This window comes from Streptomyces sp. L-9-10 (assembly GCF_004151105.1).
Lineage (GTDB): Bacteria > Actinomycetota > Actinomycetes > Streptomycetales > Streptomycetaceae > Streptomyces.
Map to the genome: position 1 here is coordinate 363,798 of NZ_PHRF01000027.1, position 20,972 is coordinate 384,769.

The 20,972-nt window shown below is 69.2% G+C and carries 16 protein-coding genes; 15 read left to right on the forward strand and 1 reads right to left on the reverse strand.

Features of this window, described 5'->3' with window-relative positions; all coding sequences use genetic code 11:
* Positions 1-29: 29 nt before the first annotated feature.
* Positions 30-629 carry a TetR/AcrR family transcriptional regulator gene (locus CU044_RS07785; protein ID WP_345790124.1) on the reverse strand — a complete coding sequence of 200 codons (600 nt, stop codon included), beginning with the start codon at positions 627-629 and terminating at the stop codon, positions 30-32.
* A 423-nt stretch (positions 630-1,052) separates the two neighbouring features.
* On the opposite strand from CU044_RS07785, the gene ctaD reads away from it, so the two are divergent.
* The 15 genes from ctaD (at position 1,053) to CU044_RS07860 (ending at position 20,893) form a co-directional block, all read left to right on the forward strand.
* Positions 1,053-2,783, forward strand: coding sequence for a cytochrome c oxidase subunit I (gene ctaD / locus CU044_RS07790; protein ID WP_129767698.1), 1,731 nt, complete (start codon positions 1,053-1,055; stop codon positions 2,781-2,783).
* A gap of 63 nt (positions 2,784-2,846) precedes the next feature.
* On the forward strand, positions 2,847-3,188 hold the full coding sequence (locus CU044_RS07795) for a hypothetical protein (protein ID WP_129767699.1): 342 nt from the start codon (positions 2,847-2,849) through the stop codon (positions 3,186-3,188).
* Positions 3,189-3,644: 456 nt separating this feature from the next.
* Positions 3,645-5,495 (forward strand): phage tail sheath C-terminal domain-containing protein, encoded by a 1,851-nt coding sequence (locus tag CU044_RS07800; RefSeq protein WP_129767700.1) that lies wholly within the window; start codon positions 3,645-3,647, stop codon positions 5,493-5,495.
* Positions 5,496-5,523: 28 nt separating this feature from the next.
* The gene (locus CU044_RS07805) at positions 5,524-6,048 is read left to right on the forward strand and encodes a phage tail protein (protein WP_129767701.1); all 525 of its coding nucleotides are present in this window, start codon (positions 5,524-5,526) and stop codon (positions 6,046-6,048) included.
* A gap of 130 nt (positions 6,049-6,178) precedes the next feature.
* Positions 6,179-6,925 carry a hypothetical protein gene (locus CU044_RS07810; RefSeq protein ID WP_129767702.1) on the forward strand — a complete coding sequence of 249 codons (747 nt, stop codon included), beginning with the start codon at positions 6,179-6,181 and terminating at the stop codon, positions 6,923-6,925.
* On the forward strand, positions 6,918-7,688 hold the full coding sequence (locus tag CU044_RS07815) for a hypothetical protein (RefSeq protein ID WP_129767703.1): 771 nt from the start codon (positions 6,918-6,920) through the stop codon (positions 7,686-7,688). The genes CU044_RS07810 and CU044_RS07815 overlap by 8 nt, the downstream gene beginning before the upstream one ends.
* 4 nt (positions 7,689-7,692) lie before the next feature.
* Positions 7,693-8,598 carry a DUF4255 domain-containing protein gene (locus tag CU044_RS07820; protein ID WP_129767704.1) on the forward strand — a complete coding sequence of 302 codons (906 nt, stop codon included), beginning with the start codon at positions 7,693-7,695 and terminating at the stop codon, positions 8,596-8,598.
* Between the two features lie 33 nt (positions 8,599-8,631).
* A complete protein-coding gene (locus tag CU044_RS07825; RefSeq protein WP_129767776.1) occupies positions 8,632-10,644 on the forward strand; it encodes an ATP-binding protein in 2,013 nt (670 codons plus the stop codon).
* On the forward strand, positions 10,635-10,940 hold the full coding sequence (locus CU044_RS07830) for a hypothetical protein (RefSeq protein WP_129767705.1): 306 nt from the start codon (positions 10,635-10,637) through the stop codon (positions 10,938-10,940). The genes CU044_RS07825 and CU044_RS07830 overlap by 10 nt, the downstream gene beginning before the upstream one ends.
* The gene (locus CU044_RS07835; RefSeq protein WP_129767706.1) at positions 10,937-17,563 is read left to right on the forward strand and encodes a DUF4157 domain-containing protein; all 6,627 of its coding nucleotides are present in this window, start codon (positions 10,937-10,939) and stop codon (positions 17,561-17,563) included. The genes CU044_RS07830 and CU044_RS07835 overlap by 4 nt, the downstream gene beginning before the upstream one ends.
* Before the next feature lie 12 nt (positions 17,564-17,575).
* Positions 17,576-18,160 (forward strand): HEAT repeat domain-containing protein, encoded by a 585-nt coding sequence (locus CU044_RS07840; protein WP_129767707.1) that lies wholly within the window; start codon positions 17,576-17,578, stop codon positions 18,158-18,160.
* The gene (locus tag CU044_RS07845; protein ID WP_129767708.1) at positions 18,157-18,849 is read left to right on the forward strand and encodes a hypothetical protein; all 693 of its coding nucleotides are present in this window, start codon (positions 18,157-18,159) and stop codon (positions 18,847-18,849) included. Before CU044_RS07840 ends, CU044_RS07845 begins: the two co-directional genes overlap by 4 nt.
* Before the next feature lie 6 nt (positions 18,850-18,855).
* Positions 18,856-19,218 (forward strand): hypothetical protein, encoded by a 363-nt coding sequence (locus CU044_RS07850; protein WP_129767709.1) that lies wholly within the window; start codon positions 18,856-18,858, stop codon positions 19,216-19,218.
* Complete coding sequence (locus CU044_RS07855; protein WP_129767710.1) at positions 19,211-20,350, forward strand: hypothetical protein; 1,140 nt, start codon at positions 19,211-19,213, stop codon at positions 20,348-20,350. The genes CU044_RS07850 and CU044_RS07855 overlap by 8 nt, the downstream gene beginning before the upstream one ends.
* Before the next feature lie 18 nt (positions 20,351-20,368).
* The gene (locus CU044_RS07860; protein ID WP_129767711.1) at positions 20,369-20,893 is read left to right on the forward strand and encodes a phage baseplate assembly protein V; all 525 of its coding nucleotides are present in this window, start codon (positions 20,369-20,371) and stop codon (positions 20,891-20,893) included.
* Positions 20,894-20,972 lie beyond the last annotated feature (79 nt).

Consider the following 20,972-nt stretch of genomic DNA (forward strand, 5'->3'; position numbering starts at 1 on the left):
GGCGGGAGCGTATTCCCGCTCCCGGAAGTTCAGTTGGGTGGGGAAGGGCGACCGTCGCCGGGGCCGGGGCCGTGGTCGCGGCCTGGCCCGTGCCCGTGCCCATGTCCGGAGAGGGTGCGCGCCCACGGAGCGTCCACGGCCGCCACATCGAGGGCGGCGAGTACGTTGCCGAGCATGCCGTCCGCGAAGAACCCCCGGATACATTCGTCGGAGGCGAGGGACGCCGCCCGTACGTACTCCACCTGCTTCGCGTAGCAGTCGCGCACGGCCGCGCGGATCGCCGGCTCACTCGCGGCGCAGTTGGCCTGGAGCAGCACCATGACCAAGTCCCGCTCCTCGGTGGCCAGTCGACGGAAGGACGACGTCACGGTGGCGAGCACCTCCGCCGGATCGCTGCTCTCCGCGGCGGCCAGAGAGCGTGACATCCGCTCGCGCACGAGCCATGCGCAGTGGTTGATCAGCGCGACGAACAGGGCTTCCTTGTGCGGGAAGAGCCGGTAGAGATAGGCCTGCGAGATACCGGCGGCCTCCGCGACCTCCGTGGTGCTCGTCCCGTAGTACCCACGGGCCGCGAAGGCGTGCATGGCCGTGCGCAGCACTGTCTCGCGACGCTCGTCCGCGGTCGACAACCGGCGTCTTCCCGAGGATGACATGTGAGTAATCAACCACTCTTCCCCTCATCTGTCGATGCCCTCAACGAATTGTCCCCGTGCCCCCTTCCCGTCGCGTCCCCGCCCCCTCTTTCTCTCCGTCCCTTCCTTCTCTCCGCCCCCGCCTTCTCTCCGTCCCCGTCGCGTCCCCGCCTCTGGGCGGCGAACAGGGACCCCCACGATCGGGTGAATGTGACCCGGCGGCGATTGCCCGGCGGAGAGGCCCCGATACGCGGCACGGCCGCCCATCGGCCCAGTCACAGCACGCCTCCCGGGAATTCCACCGGATCCGGTTCCGATTCTCGCGACGCGCCGGAAGGGAGAAGGTCGCACCGGCCCGGTGAAAGCAACGCCATGCTGCTGCCGAGTTCACACGGGACTGTTGACCGGAGGAGCGTTACGGTGACCACGACGGGCACGGAAGAATCGGCCGAGGCCGACGACAGCTACGAGAATGAGCTGCCGGTACGGCGCAGGGAGCCGGGCAAAGTCATCGTGGGGTGGCTGACCACCACCGATCATAAGACGATCGGCACGCTGTATCTCCTGACATCGTTCGCGTTCTTCATCATGGGCGGGGTGCTGGCGCTCTTCATGCGCGCCGAACTGGGCCGTCCCGGTATTCAGATCATCTCGCACGAACAGTTCAATCAGGCGTTCACGATGCACGGCACGATCATGCTGCTGATGTTCGCCACACCCCTGTTCGCCGGATTCACGAACTGGATCATGCCGCTGCAGATCGGCGCACCCGATGTGGCGTTCCCACGGCTGAACATCTTCGCGTACTGGCTCTATCTCTTCGGATCTCTCATCGTCGTGGCCGGCTTCATCACGCCGAACGGCGCGGCGGACTTCGGGTGGTTCGCGTATTCGCCGCTGACGGACGGGGTCCGCTCGCCGGGGGTCGGCGGCGATCTGTGGATCATGGGTCTGGCTTTCTCCGGCTTCGGGACGATCCTCGGCTCGGTCAACTTCATCACCACGATCATCTGTATGCGCGCGCCCGGCATGACGATGTTCCGCATGCCGATCTTCACCTGGAACGTGCTGCTGACCGCCGTACTGGTCCTGTTCGCCTTCCCCATTCTGGCCGCCGCGCTGCTCGCGCTGGAGGCGGACCGCAAATTCGGCGCGCATGTCTTCGAAGCGGCCAACGGCGGGGCGCTGTTGTGGCAGCACCTCTTCTGGTTCTTCGGCCATCCCGAGGTCTACATCATCGCGCTTCCGTTCTTCGGCATCGTCACGGAAATCCTCCCGGTCTTCAGCCGCAAGCCGGTCTTCGGCTATATCGGTCTGGTAGCGGCGACAGTCGCGATCGCGGGGCTGTCGATCACGGTATGGGCGCACCACATGTTCGTGACCGGTGGTGTGCTGCTGCCGTTCTTCTCGTTCATGACCTTCCTGATCGCGGTACCGACCGGGGTGAAGTTCTTCAACTGGATCGGCACGATGTGGAAGGGCTCACTGTCCTTCGAAACGCCGATGCTCTGGTCGATCGGCTTCCTGGTCACATTCCTCTTCGGCGGCCTGACCGGCATCATCCTGGCGTCGCCGCCGATGGACTTCCATGTGTCCGACTCCTACTTCGTGGTGGCGCACTTCCACTATGTGGTGTTCGGCACGGTGGTGTTCGCGATGTTCGCCGGATTCCATTTCTGGTGGCCGAAGTTCACCGGCAAGATGCTGGACGAGCGGCTCGGGAAGATCACATTCTGGACGCTCTTCGCCGGTTTCCACGGCACCTTCCTCGTCCAGCACTGGCTGGGCGCCGAGGGTATGCCGCGCCGTTACGCGGACTATCTCGCCGCCGACGGTTTCACCGCGCTGAACATGGTCTCCACGATCAGTTCGTTCGTCCTCGGCCTGTCGATGCTGCCGTTCTTCTACAACGTCTGGAAGACCGCCAAGTACGGCAAGCAGGTCGAGGCCGACGACCCCTGGGGGTACGGACGTTCGCTGGAATGGGCCACTTCCTGCCCCCCGCCGCGGCACAACTTCATCACCCTGCCGCGTATCCGTTCCGAATCCCCCGCGTTCGATCTGCACTATCCGTCCATCCGGCTGCTCGACGAGGCGCTGAACAACCCCGCGGCCTCCGCCACCGTGGCACCGGGTGACCGGCAGAAATGACGGCCCCTGTCCGGAGACACGGGGTACGGGGTACGAGGTACGGGGAGAGCTGAGGAGATTGGTGTGGAGCCCGACAAGGAGAGCGCCCGCGGTCTCTACCAGATCGAGGGCTATCTGCTCTGGAGCGCGGAGATCGAGGACGTACGCCGGCAGGCCGCCCGTTTCACCGCGCAGTTGCCCTGGCTGACCACGGCTCAGCGTGAGGACGTGGAGCGGGTCTACACCGCGGACCGGGCGGCCGCCTCCCGGGCGATGCTCGTACGGATCTCCGATCGCGCAACCGAACTGCGCCGCGAATACACCGCGCGCTACCGGCAGCTCAGAACCCGCACGGTGGCGGCGGCGGTTGTGGCCGTCGGGGTGGCGAGCGGCGTCTGCGGCGCGGTCACGTATCTGACCCGCTGACATAAGCCGCCCAAGCCACACATTCCTCACCAACAGGACACAAGGCGGCGCGCCGGACGGATTTCAATTCGGCTTGTTTCTCGCGCAGGGATCGAGCGGTCCTGTGAAGCGGTCGTGAATTCATCTTCATACCCTTCCGGCGACGCCCCTCTGACCACACCCTATTGCCTCCGAACGGCATCGCGGAAAATGATCAGTCGATGACTGAATCACTCTCTTGACCATCCCTTGACACACAATCCAGACTCGCAAGCGGCACTCATGCATCAGGAGCCACTGACGCATACGCATGCGGCCTTCGCATACGCATGCGGATGGCCCTGCGAGACCGATATCGCACGGGGTGTGTGACGGGGGAAAAAACGGAGAGCGCGTAGGCCGGTCAGTTCGGTGCGTACGCGCGTTCCCTGCACTTCCTCTCCTCATCTCTTGGTGCGCGAAGGGAATGGAGGGGGAATGCCGACGCACATGGGCTATCCCGGCGTATACATCGAAGAGCTTCCCAGCAGCACCCGTACCATCGCCTCGGTCACCACCTCGGTGACCGCGTTCGTGGGGCACACCCGCCGGGGTCCGCTCAACCAACCCGTGCGGATCACCAGCTTCGCGGACTTCGAGCGCCGCTTCGGCGGGCTCACCTCCCAGAGCGCGGTCGGCTACGCCGTCCACCAGTTCTTCGGCAACGGCGGCTCCGTCGCGGTGATCGTGCGCGTGGCCAAGGCCGGCACCGGCGAAGAAGCCTGCGTCACCCTCGAATCCACCGAGGGGCACAGTCAGTGCCCGGTGCTCGAGGTACGCGCCAAGGAACCCGGCGTCTGGGGCTCGGGGCTGCGGGTGGCCGTCGACCACGACACACCGACCCCGGACAAGACCTTCAACCTCCGGATCCTGGACGCGCGCGGCGGCGCCCGTGAGATCTTCACCGGGCTGTCGATGGACGCCGGGCACGGACGGTTCGTGGAGACGGTCGTCAACGCCGGTTCCTCCCTCGTCCGTGTGAAGGCCCTGGACGAGGACAGGCCCGACCCCTCCGGCACTGTCTCCAAGCCCTTCTCGGCGGAACTTCCGAATCTGAACGTCGAGTTGAAGGTCAAGATCGGCGACGTGGAGCGTGAGTTCACCCTCCACGACCCCGACCACGACGGCGAGGCGCCGGGCAGTGTCACGGAGCTGGCCCTCCTGCTGGAACGCAAGCTGCGCTCGCTCCCGGACGCCCCGGGCAAGCACACCTTCGCCGGCGCCGAGGTCACGGCGTTCGGCCGCCGGATCCAGGTCGTCGCCGGGTCCGCCGACCCCGACGACGTGGTGCGGTTCGTCGGCGAGTGCGCCAATGACCTGGGTCTCGAGGCCTCGGTCAACCCGCCCGTGTTCCCGCTCCAGGGCGGCAAGGACGGCGATCCGCCCGGACCGCGCGACCTCATCGGCAGCGAGGCGAGCAAGACCGGTGTGCAGGCGCTGCGCGATGTGGACGACGTCAATCTGCTGGCCCTGCCCGAGCTTTCGGCGTACGAGTCCACCGAGGACATGGTCACCGTGCTCTCCGCGGCCGAGCAGCTCTGCCGGGAGCGGCGGATCTTCCTGCTCGTGGACTCGCCGTCCACCTGGGGCAGCGTGGACGCCGCGCGCGCCGGGATCGGCGCGTTCGAACCCGTACGCAGCGATCACGCCGCGCTGTACTTCCCGCACCTCCAGCTGACGGACCCGCTCACGGGACGGCTGCGCTCCTTCCCGCCGTCGGGTGCCATCGCCGGGGTCATCGCCCGTACCGACGGAGAGCGCGGGGTCTGGAAGGCGCCGGCCGGGACCGAGGCGCGGCTCGCCGGGGTGCGGTCGCTGACGGTCAAGCTCACCGACCGGGAGAACGGACTGCTCAATCCGCTGGGCGTGAACTCCCTGCGCACCTTCCCGGTGGTCGGTCCGCTGGTCTGGGGCGCCCGTACGCTCCAGGGCGCGGACGCGCTCGACAGCGAGTGGAAGTACGTGCCGGTGCGCCGGCTCGCGCTCCATGTCGAGGAGAGTCTCTACCGCGGTCTGCAATGGGTCGTCTTCGAGCCCAACACCGAGCAGTTGTGGCAGCAGATCCGGCTGAAGGCCTCGGCCTATCTCAACGATCTGTTCCGGCAGGGCGCTTTCCAGGGCGGCACACCGCGCGAGGCGTACTTCGTCAAGTGTGACAAGGACACCACCACCGAGGCCGATATCGAGCGCGGAGTGGTGAATGTCGTGATCGGTATCGCGCCGGTCAAGCCCGCGGAATTCGTGATCGTGAAGATCCAGCAGGTGGCCGGGCAGTTCGACCTGTCGTAACCGAGGAAAAGGAACACGAAGGAAACCGATGGCTGAGTTCCAGATCAACGCCCATCGCTTCGACCCCTACAAGAATTTCAAGTTCCTGGTCCTGTGGGACGGTCGAACGGTCGCGGGCGTCAGCAAGATCAGTCCGCTGAAGCGCACCACCGAAGTGGTCAAACACCGCCACGGCGGCGACCCCAGCTCACCCCGGAAGTCCCCGGGCCGCTCCGAGTTCGAGGGAGTCACGCTCGAACGCGGCGTCACCCACGACCCGGAGTTCGACCGCTGGGCCAACAAGGTCTGGCAGGTCGGGGCCGGGCTCGGCTCGGAGGTCTCACTGCGGGACTTCCGTAAGGACATCATCATCCAGGTCCTCAACGAGGCCGGGCAGGTGGCCGTCTCGCACAAGCTCTACCGGGCCTGGGTGAGCGAGTACCAGGTGCTCGGCGAGCTGGACGCCAACGCGAACGCCGTCGCCATCCAGAGCGTCAAGCTCGAATGCGAGGGCTGGGAACGGGACTACGAGGTGGAGGAGCCGGTCGAGCCCTCGTTCACCTATCCGGCCTGATCCGCGCGAGCCGTACCACGCGTACCACTCGCATCTCACGTACCACTCACACCTCTCGTACGACTCGTATCGCTCGTACGACGTACCACCCGCACCAACCCGTAGCACCTGCACAACGGAGGAATGAGCGATGACGCCGACGGGGCCGGCCGAGCTGCTCGCCACCTGGGAATCCGGGCTGGCGCAGCACGACGCGGGACGGTCCCTGCTGCTGCACCGGGCGGCCCGCCCGGGGGCCGGCACCGACGAGTTGCTGTCGATGCCGGTCGGCGCGCGGGAGGCGGATCTCTTCGCGCTGCGCCGGGCCCTGTTCGGGGAGCGCATGCAGGTACGCGTCGAGTGCGCGTCGTGCGGAGAGGCGATGGAGTTCGATCTCGACGCCACGGTGCTGGGCGTCCGGGGGCGGACTCCGGACGGGCCGCTGCGGGTGGCGGAGGACGACTGGGTGGTGGAGTTCCGGCTGCCCACCGTCGCCGACCTCGCGGCGGCCGGCTCCGCACCGGACGCGGCGGAGGCCCGTCGGCTGCTGGTCGCGCGCTGCGCGCTCTCGGCCGTACGGGGCGGGGAGACGGTGCCGCCGGAGCGGCTGGCCGAACTGCTGCCCGCGGATCTGCGACGGCGCCTCTCCGAGACGGCGGCGGAGGCGGATCCGGCGGCCGACGTGACGCTCAACGTCAGCTGCCCCGAGTGCGGTGGGGTCACCCCCGCCGAACTGGACATCACCTCGTATCTGTGGACCGAACTGGACACCTGGGCCCGGGACTTGCTGCTCGATGTCCATCTGCTCGCGAGCGCCTACGGGTGGAGCGAGCCGGAGATCCTGGCGCTCAGCCCGCTGCGGCGTCGTTACTACCTGGAGCTGTGTGCCGATGCCTGACTACTTCGACCGGCTGCTCGCCCGGTACACGCCGGTGCCCGGGGCGGGCGGCGCCGAGGGTGCGGAAGGGATCGCGGGCGCCGAGGGTACCGGGATCAGGACGCGTGTCCGGCCACGGCTTCCCGGCCCGTACGAGCGGGTCGAGGCGCTGCGGTCCGGCCCGCGGGAGCCCGACGAGCCGGCCGCGCTGATCCCGTCCGTTTCCCAACCGTCCTCCGGTCCGGCCGAGTTGGTGCGCGAGCGGCGCGAGGTGCGGACGGACCGGCATACGGTCGTACGGACCGAGGCGGTGCGTCCGGGCGGCGAGCACGAGCGGCCCGCCGGTTCCGCCGCCGCGCCGAGCACGGGACCGCTGTTCCCGCCGCTCTCCCACCGGGCTCCGGGGCCACGACCGGCGTCGGGCGACAGCCCGCGCACACCGCGAGGGCCCGGGGCCCCCTCGTCATCCGGCACGGAGCGGGCGGCGCCCGCCACCGCGCCGCGCGCCGCCGCCACTCCCCCGGCCACCGCCGCACCGCTCAGGCCGCGCGACGCCGGCACCGCCGCCGCCCGGGGCGCCGCGCCGAACGGGGTGGGCCGGCGTGCGCCCAAGCAGGCCGAGCGCGTCGTCCACGTACAGATCGGCCGGCTCGAAGTGAGCGCGGCGCCACCGCCCGGCGGACATCGCCCCGGCGCCGCCGACCGCCCCGATCACACCGGACGGCGCGGGCCCGCGCTGACCCTGGACGACTATCTGTCGCGCGGCGAGAAGAAGAGGAACTGAGGCCATGAGCAACGCACTTGCCGTCGCGACGGTCACCCAGGCCCTGGCGCTGCTGATCGAGAGCAATCTGGGGCCCGAGATCGATATCGCGGTCAAGGTGGAGACCCGTAAACCGCCGGCCGAGCCACCGGCCGAGCCGACCATCAATGTCTTTCTGTACCAGGTCACTCCCAACGCCTCGATGCGCCACACCGACCTGCCGACACGCGCGTCGGACGGCACACTCATCAAGCGTCCCGCCGCGCCGCTCGATCTGCACTATCTGATCAGCGCGTACGGCGAGGAGGCCGAGCTGGTCAGCCAGCGGCTGATCGGGTGTGTGGTCCGGACCCTGCACGAAATCCCGGTCCTGTCACAGGAGTTGATCGAGCTGGCGGCCGAGCGTCCGTATCTGGCGGGCAGCGATCTGGCCGCGTCCGCGCAGCGGGTGCGCTTCACACCGACGGTGATGGACATCGACGAGACGTCGAAGCTGTGGGGGATGCTCCACCACACGCCGTACACGCTGTCGGTGGCCTACCAGGCGTCGCTGGTGCTGATCGAGGGCCGCGAGAGGCCCGTACCGGCGAAACCGGTGGAGCGGCGGACGGTACGGGCGCTGCCGTTCGGGGCGCCGGGCGCGCCGGTGCCGCCGGTCGCGGGGGATCCGTCGGGCGCTGGGGCTCCGTCCGTTGCGGGGGCTCCGTCGGACGCCGACGGCACCGCCACGGAGGGCGCCACCGCGGAGAAGGAAACGGGGACGAAGCCGGAGTCGGAGACGAAGCCGAAGGCCGGCGCGCCCGCGAAGAAGCGCGCGGCGAGCAGGACCGCCACCGCCAAGACACCGGCCAAGCGGGCCGCGTCCGCCTCTCGTACCCGTACCCACACCCGCGGAAAGCCCGGCGCGGGCGACGACGGCACGGAGAGCTGAGGCACGGTGCGCGAGACGGGGGCGGGTGAGGGCATGGGTACGTACGAGGGGGCGGACCGGGGCGCGGCGGAAGGCGCCGGCACGGACGGTCGCGCGCTGGCCGCGGCCGTACGGTCCGTGCTCGCGCGTGTCGACGCCCACGCGCGACGCGCCGAGGACCGTACGCGACCGACGGAGGGCGACGAGCCTCCAGGCGCGGACACGGGCGGGGGCGGGGGCGCCGATACGGGCGGAGGCATCGGCACCGGTCCAGGCACCCTGGACGCGCTCGTCAGGTGCTTCGGGCTCAGCGCGTTCGAGCGCGAGGTCATCCTGCTCGCCGCCGCCGCGGAGCTGGATCCCGCCACCGGCGCCCGGTGCGCCGCCGCGAGCGGCGATCCCGACCGGGCACACCCCACGTTCTCGCTCGCCCTCGCCGCTCTGGCGGAGCCGCACTGGAGCGCGCTGACGCCCGTCGCCCCGCTGCGCCGCTGGCGACTGATCGAGCTGGACGACGAGACACGGCTGACCACTTCCCGGCTGCGCCTCGACGAACGCGTCCTGCACTTCCTCGTCGGCTCGCCGTATCTGGACGCGCGGCTGCACGGCCTGTTGCGCCGTACGACCGCGCCGGACTCCCTCCCCGCCTCCTTCGAACGGGCGGCGGACCGGGTCGCGGCGGGGCTGGCGGGCGCCGGACCGTACGCCCCGTTACGTGTCGAGCTGGTCGGCGGGGACCTGCGCTCCCGGGCCGATATCGCCGCCGCGGGCGCCCGCCGCTCGGGGCTCGGCCTGTACGCGCTGGCCGCTGACGACCTGCCCACCGATCCGGCGGAACGCGACCGGCTGGCCCGGCTCTGGCAGCGTGAGGCCATCCTGCTGCCCGCGGCGCTGCTGGTGGAGGTCGGTGAGCCGGACCGTGAACAGACCGCGGCCACCGACGCGTTCGTGGAGAGCGCGGGCGTGCCGCTGGTGGTCTCCAGCCTCGACCCCCGGCAGACCGCCCGGCCGCGCGGCGAGCGGGTGACCGTACCCTCGCTGGACGCCGAGGAGCAGTTGGGCGTGTGGACGAACGCCTTTCAGGACGTACCGGCGGTGTCGGAACACGACCTGCGGGGACTGGTCGAGCAGTTCTCGCTGCCGCCCCATCTGATCCGGTCCGCGGGCGCCGCCGTCGTACGGGATCTGTCCGGTGAGGACGATCTGGACGCGGCCGGCCTCGCCTGGCGTGCCGGGCTCACCGAGGCCCGGATGGGGATGGACGAGCTGGGCCGGCGGATCGAACCGGAGGCGGCCTGGGGTGATCTGGTGCTGGCGGAAAGGCAGTTGAGGATCCTCCGCGAGATCGTCGCGCACGTGCGGCAGCGGGCCACCGTCTACCAGGAGTGGGGCTTCGAGGCGACACTGCGCCGGGGCCTGGGCGTCACCGCGCTCTTCGCGGGCGGCTCCGGTACCGGAAAGACGCTGGCGGCCGAGGTGATGGCACGGGAACTGGGCCTGGATCTCTTCATCATCGATCTGTCGCAGGTGGTCAGCAAGTACATCGGTGAGACCGAGAAGAACCTGCGCAGGGTGTTCGACGCGGCCGAACAGGGCGGCGCGCTGCTGCTGTTCGACGAGGCGGACGCGCTCTTCGGCAAGCGCAGCGAGGTGAAGGACAGTCATGACCGGTACGCCAACCTGGAGGTCAGCTATCTGCTGATGCGCATGGAGGCGTACCGGGGGCTGGCGATCCTCACCACCAACATGAAGCAGGCCCTGGACACGGCGTTCATGCGCCGGATCCGCTTCGTCGTCGACTTCCCCTTCCCCGGCGAGGCCGAACGCGCGGAGATCTGGCGGCGGGTGCTGCCCGCGCGGGCGCCGATGAAGGGCATCGATCCGGAGCGTCTGGCCCGGCTGACCGTGGCGGGCGGCTCGATCCGCAATATCGCGCTGTCGGGTGCTTTCCTCGCCGCGGAGGAGGGCGACCGGCTCCAGATGCGCCACATGCTGGAGGCGGCACGCACCGAGTACCTCAAGCTGGATCGCTCCTTGACACCCACGGAGGTGCACGGATGGGTCTGAACGAGGCACCACGTACGTCCGAGGTACGGGTGGACACGGTACGGGTCGACATAGGCGAGTTGGTGCTCGACGGCTTCGACCGCGTGGACCCCGACCGGGTGTCGGCGGCCTTCCAGGCGGAGTTGGCCCGGCTCGTACGGGACCGGGGCGTACCCCTGGCGGCGGACGGCGGCCGGGCCCTGGACGCCCTCTCCGGCCTGCCGCCCCTGCCCGCGACCACCTCACCGCGGCGGCTGGGCGAGGCGCTGGCGCGCGCGGTGCACGCGGGACTCTCGGGGCGGGGTGAGTCGCGATGAGCACCACGCACTCCGGGGAGCGGAACAGCCAGTCGGCGAACGACAAGCAGCGCAAGCGCAAGACCCGGACCAAGTCCCGTACCCCGGAACCGAAGAACATCGTCAGCGGCGCCGGCCAGCCCCTGGACCTGAGCGTACGGCGCGAGTTGGAGGAGCAGCTCGGCCACGACTTCAGCCGCGTACGCCTCCACACCGACCGCGACGCGGGCGCGCTCACGGAACTGCTGGGCGCGGACGCGGTCGCGGTCGGCCAGGACATCTTCTTCCGCGAGGGCGCCTACCGTCCGGGCACGGTGGACGGACAGCGCCTGCTGGCCCACGAACTGCTGCACACGGTGCAGAGCCCGGACGGCCTGGGGGCGCTGCGCGCGGGCCGCGATCTGGGCGCGGTGAGCCTGCCGCAGCAGGCGATGGAGCGCGAGGCGGAGTCGGCGGCCCAGCGGTCCGTACGGGACGGAGAACCGGCCCCGGACGTACGACGGGACGAGTCCACTCCGGGCTGGCTGCGCTACGCGACGCTCGACGCCGACCTGCGGCGCCAGGAGCAGCTCGACCCGGCGACGCTGGTGGACCGGCTGACGAACAGTCTGCTGCGCTCGCTGCGCGGCGACCCGGAGGACCGCTCCAAGCGCGTACGCACGCAACTCACCCGATTCGGACCCGAGTTGCAGGACGCGGTGCTCGACCGGCTGGAGCTGCGACTGCTCCCCTCGGAGCGTGACCGGCTGATCGATCTGGTCGAGGAGGCCGAGGACGGCGGCCCGCTCGAACTGGACGCCCTGAGTGCCCCCGCGGCCGTGCCGGACGTCGTCGAACTGCTGGAACGGGACCAGGTACGGGAGCGAGGACAGGAACGGGAACGGGGAGAGCAGCAGCCCGAACGCTCGGGGGAGGAAAGGGAGCCAACCGCCCCGGGACAACAACAGGAGCAGCAGCGGCGACAGGACCAGCAGCGGCCGGCGTCGAACGGCGGTGGCTCCGGTACCGCCGGGTCCCGGTCACAGCAGCCCACCGGAACGTCCGGCCGGACCTCACAGGGGACGCAGGCGTCGGGGCAGGGCGGTGGCCGGAGCAGCGCCGTCACCACCGGGGGCAAGGCCGAGGCGGAGAGCGCCACTCAGTCCTCGGGGTCTCAGCAGCACGGCCGGAACGAGTCCGGCGATGGTGCGGGCGGCCCCGGGGGCAGCGGTGCGCCCGCGGCGAGCAAGGAGGAGTCCGCGGCCAAGAACCGGCCCGGCGCCGTGGAACCCTTGATCGCCGGGCAGCAGCCGCGTGAGGCGGACAAGCGTCGCAAGGACCGTCAGGAGTCGGCGGGTGTGGAGCCCGGCGCTCTGCTGAGGACCGCGGACCTGGGCAGCCGCAGCACGCTCGAAGGGATCCGGCCCCAGGACGGGGAACTGGAGGATGAGCCGCCGGGCGCGGAGTCCGGTACGGGCGGCGAGCCGCAAGAGCTCGATGCGGACGAGGCGTTCGACACAGACAGCGCGTGGAACACCCAGCTCACGCCCGAGGACTTCCTCCCCGCGTCCGACCTCGACGTGTCCGGCGTACCGACCGCGGACAAGATCACCCCGGACCAGGGCGCCAACCCGTCGGTGCCCAGTTTCCCCGAGCCTCCCGGGACCAAGGCGGAAGAGGTACAGGCGCGACGGGACGAGGAGGACGCGGCGGAATCGGCCTCGGGGGACGACGAGCTTTCGGCGTCGGCGGGCGCCGGCGGTGAAGCGCATGATTCCCCGGCCGCCCGCGCCGAAGCGGAAGGCCGGCAGGCCAATGCCCTCCAGGCCGAGAAACCGGTCGAGCAGGAGGTGGGCCCGCCGCCCTCGTCCGACGGTGCGGCCACTGACCGTACGGGGTCCGAACCGACTCCCGAGGTCAGGGACCGGGAATCGACGGCACCGGCAACAGAGCGATCCGAGCCGGACCAGAAACCGGAAGCCCAGGAATCCGAGACGGCGGAACAGAACCAGGATCAGGACGAGGGCCGGGACCAGGGCCAGGACCAGCCGTCGGCGGCGGGAGGCGACGCGCAGGCGTCGGCGGGTGGGACGGCGCAGTCCGGTACGGCCTCCAGTACGCCTTCGGGTACGGCCTCCGGCTCACCCACCGCGTCCTCTCCTGCCCCTGTGACGTCCCCGGCGCCGACGGCTGACGCGGACACATCCGAGGGATCCGGCCCGAGTGGCGACGCCCGCTCGGACGGGCAGGACTCCGGGACCGGCACCTCGGCCGAGGCCTCCCCGGCCCGGGACACCCATGTCTCGGGCACGGGAAGCGCGGCGGGAACCGCTGGTGGCGGTGCGCCGGAGCCCGGGGCGGAGGGCCAGCGGACGGAGGGCGGGCGGTCAGAGGCTCCCGCTTCCGCTCCGGCTTCGGCCCCCGAGCCCGCCGCCGCTCCCACGTCGGTGCCGACTCCGACGGCCGCGCCGGCCGGCTCGCGTTCGTCGGGCTCCGCACCTTCACGGACCGTCAAGGGCGGCGGTGGCACGCGTAGCGCTTCGGGCGGTGGCGGAGGCCGCGGGGGCTCACGCGGTGCCGCGCCGGCCCAGGCGAAGCGCGCACCGGCCGCGCCGAACCTGTCGCAGGTGTCACCGGAGGCCGGTCTCAGCACCGCGGCGAACCTCAAGCCGCACCGCGCCCTTGAGGCGCTGGGCGGTGTGAACGGCGCGGTCGACAGGACCGTCGGCGAAGAACATCAGGCCCTCCAGGCGGCACCGCCGACGACGGAACGGCCGTCGGGCGCACCACAGACGTTGAGTGGCGCGCCGAGCACCTCCGCCCCGGGCGAGTACTCCAGTGATCCGGCAGCCCAGGTCGACGCCCCCGAGCAGGAGGAGGCGGAGGTCGAGGGGGACCAGCCCCCGGAGGGCGAGATCCCGGGGATGGAGATCGAGGAGCCCAGCAAGATCGAACTGGGCCTGGCGGCCGGGGGGCAGGCTGTCGCCGGGATCGTGAACGGAGTCAGCAATCTCGTCGGTGGCGGCGACATCATCGACACCGACGCCCTCGTGGGCTGGATCCTCGACCTGCCGACCGAGGACGAGATGCTCGCACAGGCGTCGGTGGGCACGGCACCCGGCGTCGGGCTCGGCGGGGAGACCGGTGGCCGCGTCGACGAGCAGGGCGGTGAACTCGACGCCAAGGGCCAGGAACTCCACTCGTCAGGGCGGGACGACGCCGGCCGGCCGCTGGGCGAGGACCAGATCTATCCCGACGTACCGCAGGAGACGCTGACCGCACACGTGCCGGGCGCCCAGGGGCAGGGCGGCGGCGCGGGCCAGGGCGGCGGCGCGCCGGTCGGAGGGCGGATCCCGCCGGAGGCGGTCTCGGAGGTCGCGGAACACGAACGCGGACCGCAGCTCCAGAGCGCGTACAGCGACGGCCAGAAGACGATGTCCGGCAAGCGGCAGGCCAAGGACGACGACTTCAGGAAGTCGCAGGAGCGGCACAGGCAGGACGTCCGGAGCGAGATCGAGACCAACACGAGGACCCAGACCACAGAACGCGAGCGGACCAGCGCCGAGGTCGAGGAGTCCCGGGCGCGGTGGAGGACGGAACAGGACGGAGAGCTCGACTCCCTCGGGACGAAGAAGAGCGACAAGATCGAGAAGATCCGCGAGGACGTCAAGGACAAGGAGGAGCAGACCGACGAGGACGTCGAGAACCGGCGGACGACGGATCAGGAGGAGATCGGACGAGAGAGGACCAGGGCGGAGGAAGGCGCCAGGAGCGAACGCGACAGCGCGAAGGACGACTCGGGCAGCTGGATCTCCCGGGCGTTCGACTGGATCCGGGACAAGCTCAATGAGCTCAAAGACGCCATCATCAGGGTCTTCCGGGCGGCCCGGGAGGCGATCACCAGTCTGATCACGGACTTCAAGGGCACTGTTCTCGGTTGGATCGAGGAGGCCCGTGAGTTCATCATCGAGAAGTTCGAGGAGTTCACCGAGGCCCTGATCCAGCTGGGCAAGGACCTGCTCGACGGCCTCCTCGAAATCGCCAACGAGATTCGCGATCTCGTCATCCAGATCCGCGACGCGGCGATCGAGCTGGTCAACCAGATCGCCGACGAGCTTCGACAGATGGTCAACGACCTCCTCGACCAGCTCGGTGAGATGCTCAGCGGTCTCCTCGACGCGCTGCGTGAAGGTCTCCGGATGGCGGTCGACGCCGTCATGAGCGGGCTCAAGGCCATCATGGACTTCGCGCTGGGCCTGCTCAACGCCCTGGGTGAGTGGGCGTTGATCGCCGCGGACATCATCACCGACCCGGGAGGCTGGATCAGTGGCGCCGCGGCCTCGGCGGAGGACGGCGCCAGGAACTACCTCTTCCAGGAAATCATCTCGGCCGTCAAGAACTGGTTCAACGAGAAGATCCAGGAGGTGCTGGGCCTCCCGAAGGCGATCTTCGACGCTCTGCTCAACGGTGGTGTGAGCAAGGAGCAGATGGCCGAGGAGGCCTGGGAAGAGGCCAAGCCCCAACTGCCTTTCATCATCGGTGAGATCGTCGTCACCAAGGTCATCGCCAAGCTCATCCCCGGCGCGGGCTGGGTCCTGGCGATCATCGACGCACTGAAGGCCGCGTGGGGTGCGCTGAGCGAGATCCTGCAGGCTTTCGGCGCGTTCATGGACTACCTGAAGGCGGTCAAGGGCGGCAACGCCGGCCTGCTGTTCGCCAAGGCCGTGGCGTCGGGTGTGGTGGCGCTGCTGGAACTGGCCTACCAGGCGCTGCTGAGCGGGGTCGCCAGGTACGTGAAGAAGGTCGGCGACCGCCTGAAGGGAGTGGCGGAAGGCTTCAAACGAAACCCCGCCAAGCCGAACACCCCGAACGCCTCAGGGCCCCAGGCCGCGCCGCGCCCCCAGGACCCCACGCGCCCGAACAACCCGAACAGGCCGCAGGCGACGGAGCGGCCGAGGCCGAACGACCAGCGGCGCAGGAACCAGGAGACGCGGGACGCCCAGGGGCAGGCCCGCCGCACCGCCGACGAACTGAAGCGCCCGCAGACCGGCCCCGGCCGGCGCCCCCGCCCGTCCCGAGGCGCCACCCCCCGCCCCACCACGCGCCGCCCCCAGAGCTCCCCCGCCACCTCCACGCGCCCGCGACCGGACCGCACGAACGACCGCGACCGCCGGAACGACTCCGACCGCACCGACCAGAACACCCCCCAGGACCGCACCCGCCGCGAACCAAACACCACAAGGCCAACACAGCGCCGCCGCCCCACGTCACCGGCGGCCAGGGCCATGAACCGCGCCAGGCAGACGGTACGGGCCGCCCTCAACCGCACCCGCAGGGCCAAAGACGCCCTGGGCCGCAGGGACACCGACAACCGGCGCCGCCGCGACCTCGACAACAACGCCCGCCGCATGCGAGACGCCTACGCCCACCGCCGGGACTTGCTGCGCCGGCAACAGAGGACGCGCCAGGAACAACGCCAGCGGCAGCGCGACCAGCGGCGGCGGGACGAGAACTCTCCGGAGTCGAAGGACGACAGGCTCCGCAGGATCGTGGCCCGCATCCAGCCACGACTACGGCGCATGTTCCGTCGCGGGACCACAGGCATTGTGCTGGATTCAACGCTCAGCGCGATGCGACTGTGGTACCGGCTGACGGACCTCCGTGTCCAAGGCCTTCCGTCCTTCAACGTCCGGGCTGTTCTCAATCCAGAGGCACTGGCAGGCGGCGGCTTCAGGTTGACAGGGGATGAGATTCGAGCGCTGGTGCACGAGATCTCTCAGGAACTGCTGGACCATCCTGACATCCAGCAGCGAGCCCTGAGGATGCGGCGTTCGAAGTCCGGCTTGCTCGGCAGATTCCGTCCGTCACAGCCGGTGGAGGTCGCGGAGGGTCCCGACATTCCTGCGGCCGTGCGTTATCTGCGAGAGCGTGGAACCAACTTGAACACCTCCACGCCGAGCGGCGCGGTACATACCATGGACCCTTACAAGCCTCCGCTCTGGAAGGACGAGTCCTACATTTTCGGAAGAGAACACGAGAGAGTCTTGGAACTGAACTCTCCCGGATTCCTCAACGCGTTCACCCGAGGCGTGTTTGCCTACCCTCAGATCGCAGAGAAGATGGCCGGCAGCGGACTCACGGACCGGGACATCGCCGACTACATGCGCACGTACGTCAGGACCGGAAAACTCCCCAAGAGACTCAGCCGAAGGAATCGGCGTCTTCTGCGCAATACAGCCTGGCTTATGCTGGTCCGAGAATCGGTGCGCAACCCGGCGAATATCGGGTTCTCGGCCATGACCCTAGACCTGCTACGCCGCGGGCAGAATCGGGGAGGAATGTCGTGGCACGAAGCACTCGCCGAGTACGAAGAAACGCAGACCACAGGGCAGCGAGGAAGGTTCCCGATGTCCATGGCCAAGGCCATGCGCGCTGTGCGTGGGGTCGAGGCGACAGCGGCCGGGCGCGCGCCAGGCACCACCTCACAGGGGGGAACTCGTGCCGAACGCGCAGAACTGGTGCGGCGCGAGACACAACTCGCGCAGCAGTGGGCGAACGCCATCACCAACAACCAGGGAATTATCGGCGACACGGAGGAAAGCGCCTTCGAGGAGGGACGCCATAAGCTGAGGGACACCCTTTCAAAATTCTACGGAACGCAATAAAGGAAACAGTAAATGCTTCGCGAATCACAACGAGTTGTACTGCGGCCGCAGGTGACACGGGAAGATGTCCAAGACATCGCATGGGACTTTAATTGGAACGCCATCGAGGCCGGAGACCGAAGTTCGGATACTCCGGTGGACGTCTGGCAGACGCTCGACGGGGGCACCGAAATTCGCTTTGTGCAGGATCGACCGATCGGCATGCGATATTTCTTGATCCATGGCACGGACTGCGAGTCCGTAGTCACGGATCTGAGGAATGCCGTGCCGACCTGGACTTTCCCGGACGCCCTTTCCTTCGTACGACACGCAGATGATCGCGACGACACGCTGATCGGGCTCTATGCAGTCGCCCTCTCCGCAGCATCCACGGATCGTGAGGCCGCAGTCGAGCAATTGCGCGCGATGGTGGGCAGCCCTGACGCTGGTATTCGTCAAGCCGTTGTCATCGCAACCGGCTATCTCGGCTGGCCGGAACTCATTGCCTTGGTGGAGGAAATCCAACGTACCGACCCCGTCGACCATGTACGGACCAACGCAGGCGTCCTACTGGACGGACTCCGCCGCCACGGCACTGCTACCAGCGAGGGGCCATGACACGCTACGCGGATATTCCCAAGCCCATTCGGTCCGGGATCGTCATCGTCGATCCCGAGCGCGGCACGCCCCAGCGCATCATCGTGCTCCAGTTCAATCCCGACACCCTCGAACGCTCCGTCGCGCCCCAGGCCGCCGGCGGTAGTGGGGACTCCGGTGGAGGGGGCAGTGGAAGCGGGGATCGGAATGAGGCGCTGCGGCTCAAGGGGCCCGCGCAGGAGACGTGGAAGTTCACCGCCGAGATCGACGCGACCGATCAGCTGGATGTGGCGGCGCCCGATGGGATTCATCCGCAGCTCGCCGTCCTCGAAATGCTGGTGCAGCCCACCACCGCGCAGTTACGGGCCGCCTCACGGCTGGCGCAGAACGGGACCATCGAGATCAGTCCGATCGAGACGCCGCTGACCCTCTTCACCTGGGGCAGCAAGCGCGTCATGCCCGTGCGGCTGACCGAGCTGTCGATCAATGAGTCGGCGTTCGACGTCAATCTGAACCCCATACGGGCCGCGCTCAGCATCGGGCTGAAGGTGCTGACGGTCAGTGATCTGCCCGCCGGGCATCGCGGGGCCGAGTTGTATCTCGCGCATCTGGCGCAGAAGGAGCGGCTCGCAGCAGGTCTGGGGGCGGGGCGGCTCGGTGCTCTGGGGCTGAGTGGTGGCCTCGGTGGCGGAATCGCGATGGGGAGGTAGTGGACCATGATCGAGCCCTACGAGAGCGCCTGGGACGGGATCCCCGGCGCCCATCCGTATCCGCGCGGCAGCCGGTACCACGACGCCGAGATCGGGGTGCACGTACAGCCGGACGGCACCGAAGTGCGGTACACCAAGCGGCGGTTGCTGCCGCCGCTCCCGACGGCCGGGGACGGTGTCGCGCCGCACACCGTCAGCGGTGGGGAACGGCCCGACCATCTCGGGCAGCGGTATTTCGGCGATCCGGGCCAGTGGTGGCAGATCGCCGACGCCAACCCTGTACTCGATCCACGCGAGTTGACCGACGAGCCGGGGCGGGTGATCGGGATTCCGCTGCCCGGCGGAGCCGTGGGGAACGGCCATGGCTGATGAGCCGATCGGGACCGGGCCCGTCCATCTCACCCTCCACATGGGGCCCAAGCTCACCCGGCCCGTGCCCGCGGAGGTGACCGAGGCGCTGCTGTCCGCTCAGATCACGACCACGTCCGGGGAACGGAGCGGGTTCCAGATCGCGTTCGATCTGACGAAGACCGGTGTGATCACGCGGCGGCTGCTGCCCGAGGGGTTCTTCGATCCGCGGACGCGGGTGATCGTCGCGGCCTCCGTCAAGGGGACCACGACCGTGCTGCTCGACGGGCTGATCGTGCGTCAGGAGGTCGGCGCCAGCAATCAGCCGGGGCAGACGACGCTCACGGTCACCGGCGAGGACCTCACCCTGCTGATGGACCTTGAGGAGCGGACCGACCGCTATCCCAACCTCGCGCCCTCACAGCGCGTCGAGCGGATTCTCGCGAAGTACGCCGACTACGGGATCGACGCGCGCATCATCCGCGAGCAGATTCAGCAGCCGGCCCGCGAGCAGTACCGCGTCGACTACCAGACCGGGACCGATCTCCAGTATGTGAACGAGCTGGCCAAGGCCAACGGGTACATGTTCTCTCTCGACCCGGGGCCCGTGCCCGGACGGTCCAGCGCGTTCTGGGGGCCCGAGCAGCGGCTCGGGCAGCGTCAGCACGCGCTCAATGTGAATATGGACAACAACTCGACCGTCGACCAGCTGACGTTCGCCTACGACGGGACCGCCCGCGAGGAGCCGCAGGCGCGCGTGCAGGATCCGGCGTCGCGCGACTCCACGCTGCTCGCCCAGCCCGACATCAGTCCGCTGCGGCCCCCGCTCGGTCGGCGGGCCAGCCCGGCGCTCAAGCGCAGAACGCTCTCCGGTACGGCGAAGAAGGACCTCGGGCAGGCGAGCGCCGAGGCCCTCGCCAGGGCCGCGACCTCGGCGGACGCGATCTCCGGCTCCGGGTCGCTGGATGTCAACCGGCATGGATATGTGCTGCGGCCAAGGGAGTTGGTGGGGGTCCGGGGGGCCGGGGTGACCTACGACGGCGACTACTACGTCAAGAGCGTCACCCACAACCTCAGGCCCGGCTCGTACCAGCAGAACTTCACGCTCTCCCGCGAGGGCCTCATCGCCCGCGGCACGACCGTTCGCCCGTAGCGACCAGGAGATTTTCGTATGGCGGCACCGAACAACCGCTTCCTCGGCAAGTTCCGGGGCCGCGTGATCGACAACAAGGATCCGCTCAGAATCGGCAGGATCACGGCCCAGGTGCCGGATGTGCTGGGCGACGAGGCGTCGACCTGGGCGCTGCCCTGCCTGCCGTTCACCGGGCGCCAGTCGGGTCAGTACGCCGTCCCGGAGATCGGCGCCGGGGTGTGGGTGGAGTTCGAGCAGGGAGATCCCAGCTTCCCCGTCTGGACGGGGTGTTGGTACGGGGAGGCGTCCGAGCTGCCGCCGCGCGCGAGCGCGGAGCTGCCCGCCTCGCAGCCGGTGGTGATCCAGACTCCCGGCGCCCACAAGCTGGTGATGTCGGACGTGCCCGGCGGCGACGGGATCCTGCTGGAGGCCAAGGGCGGTGCGTACGTCCAGATCGACGAGAAGGGCGTGACCATCGGCAACGGCAAGGGGGCGTCCATCGTGCTGATCGGCGACGAGGTCAGCATCAACGAGGGCCGGTTGATCGTGCCGAAGAAGCGCTAGCGATGGCGACAGCGACAGCGACAGCGATGACAACGACGATCACGACGACGACGACGAAAACGAAGACGAACAGAACGGG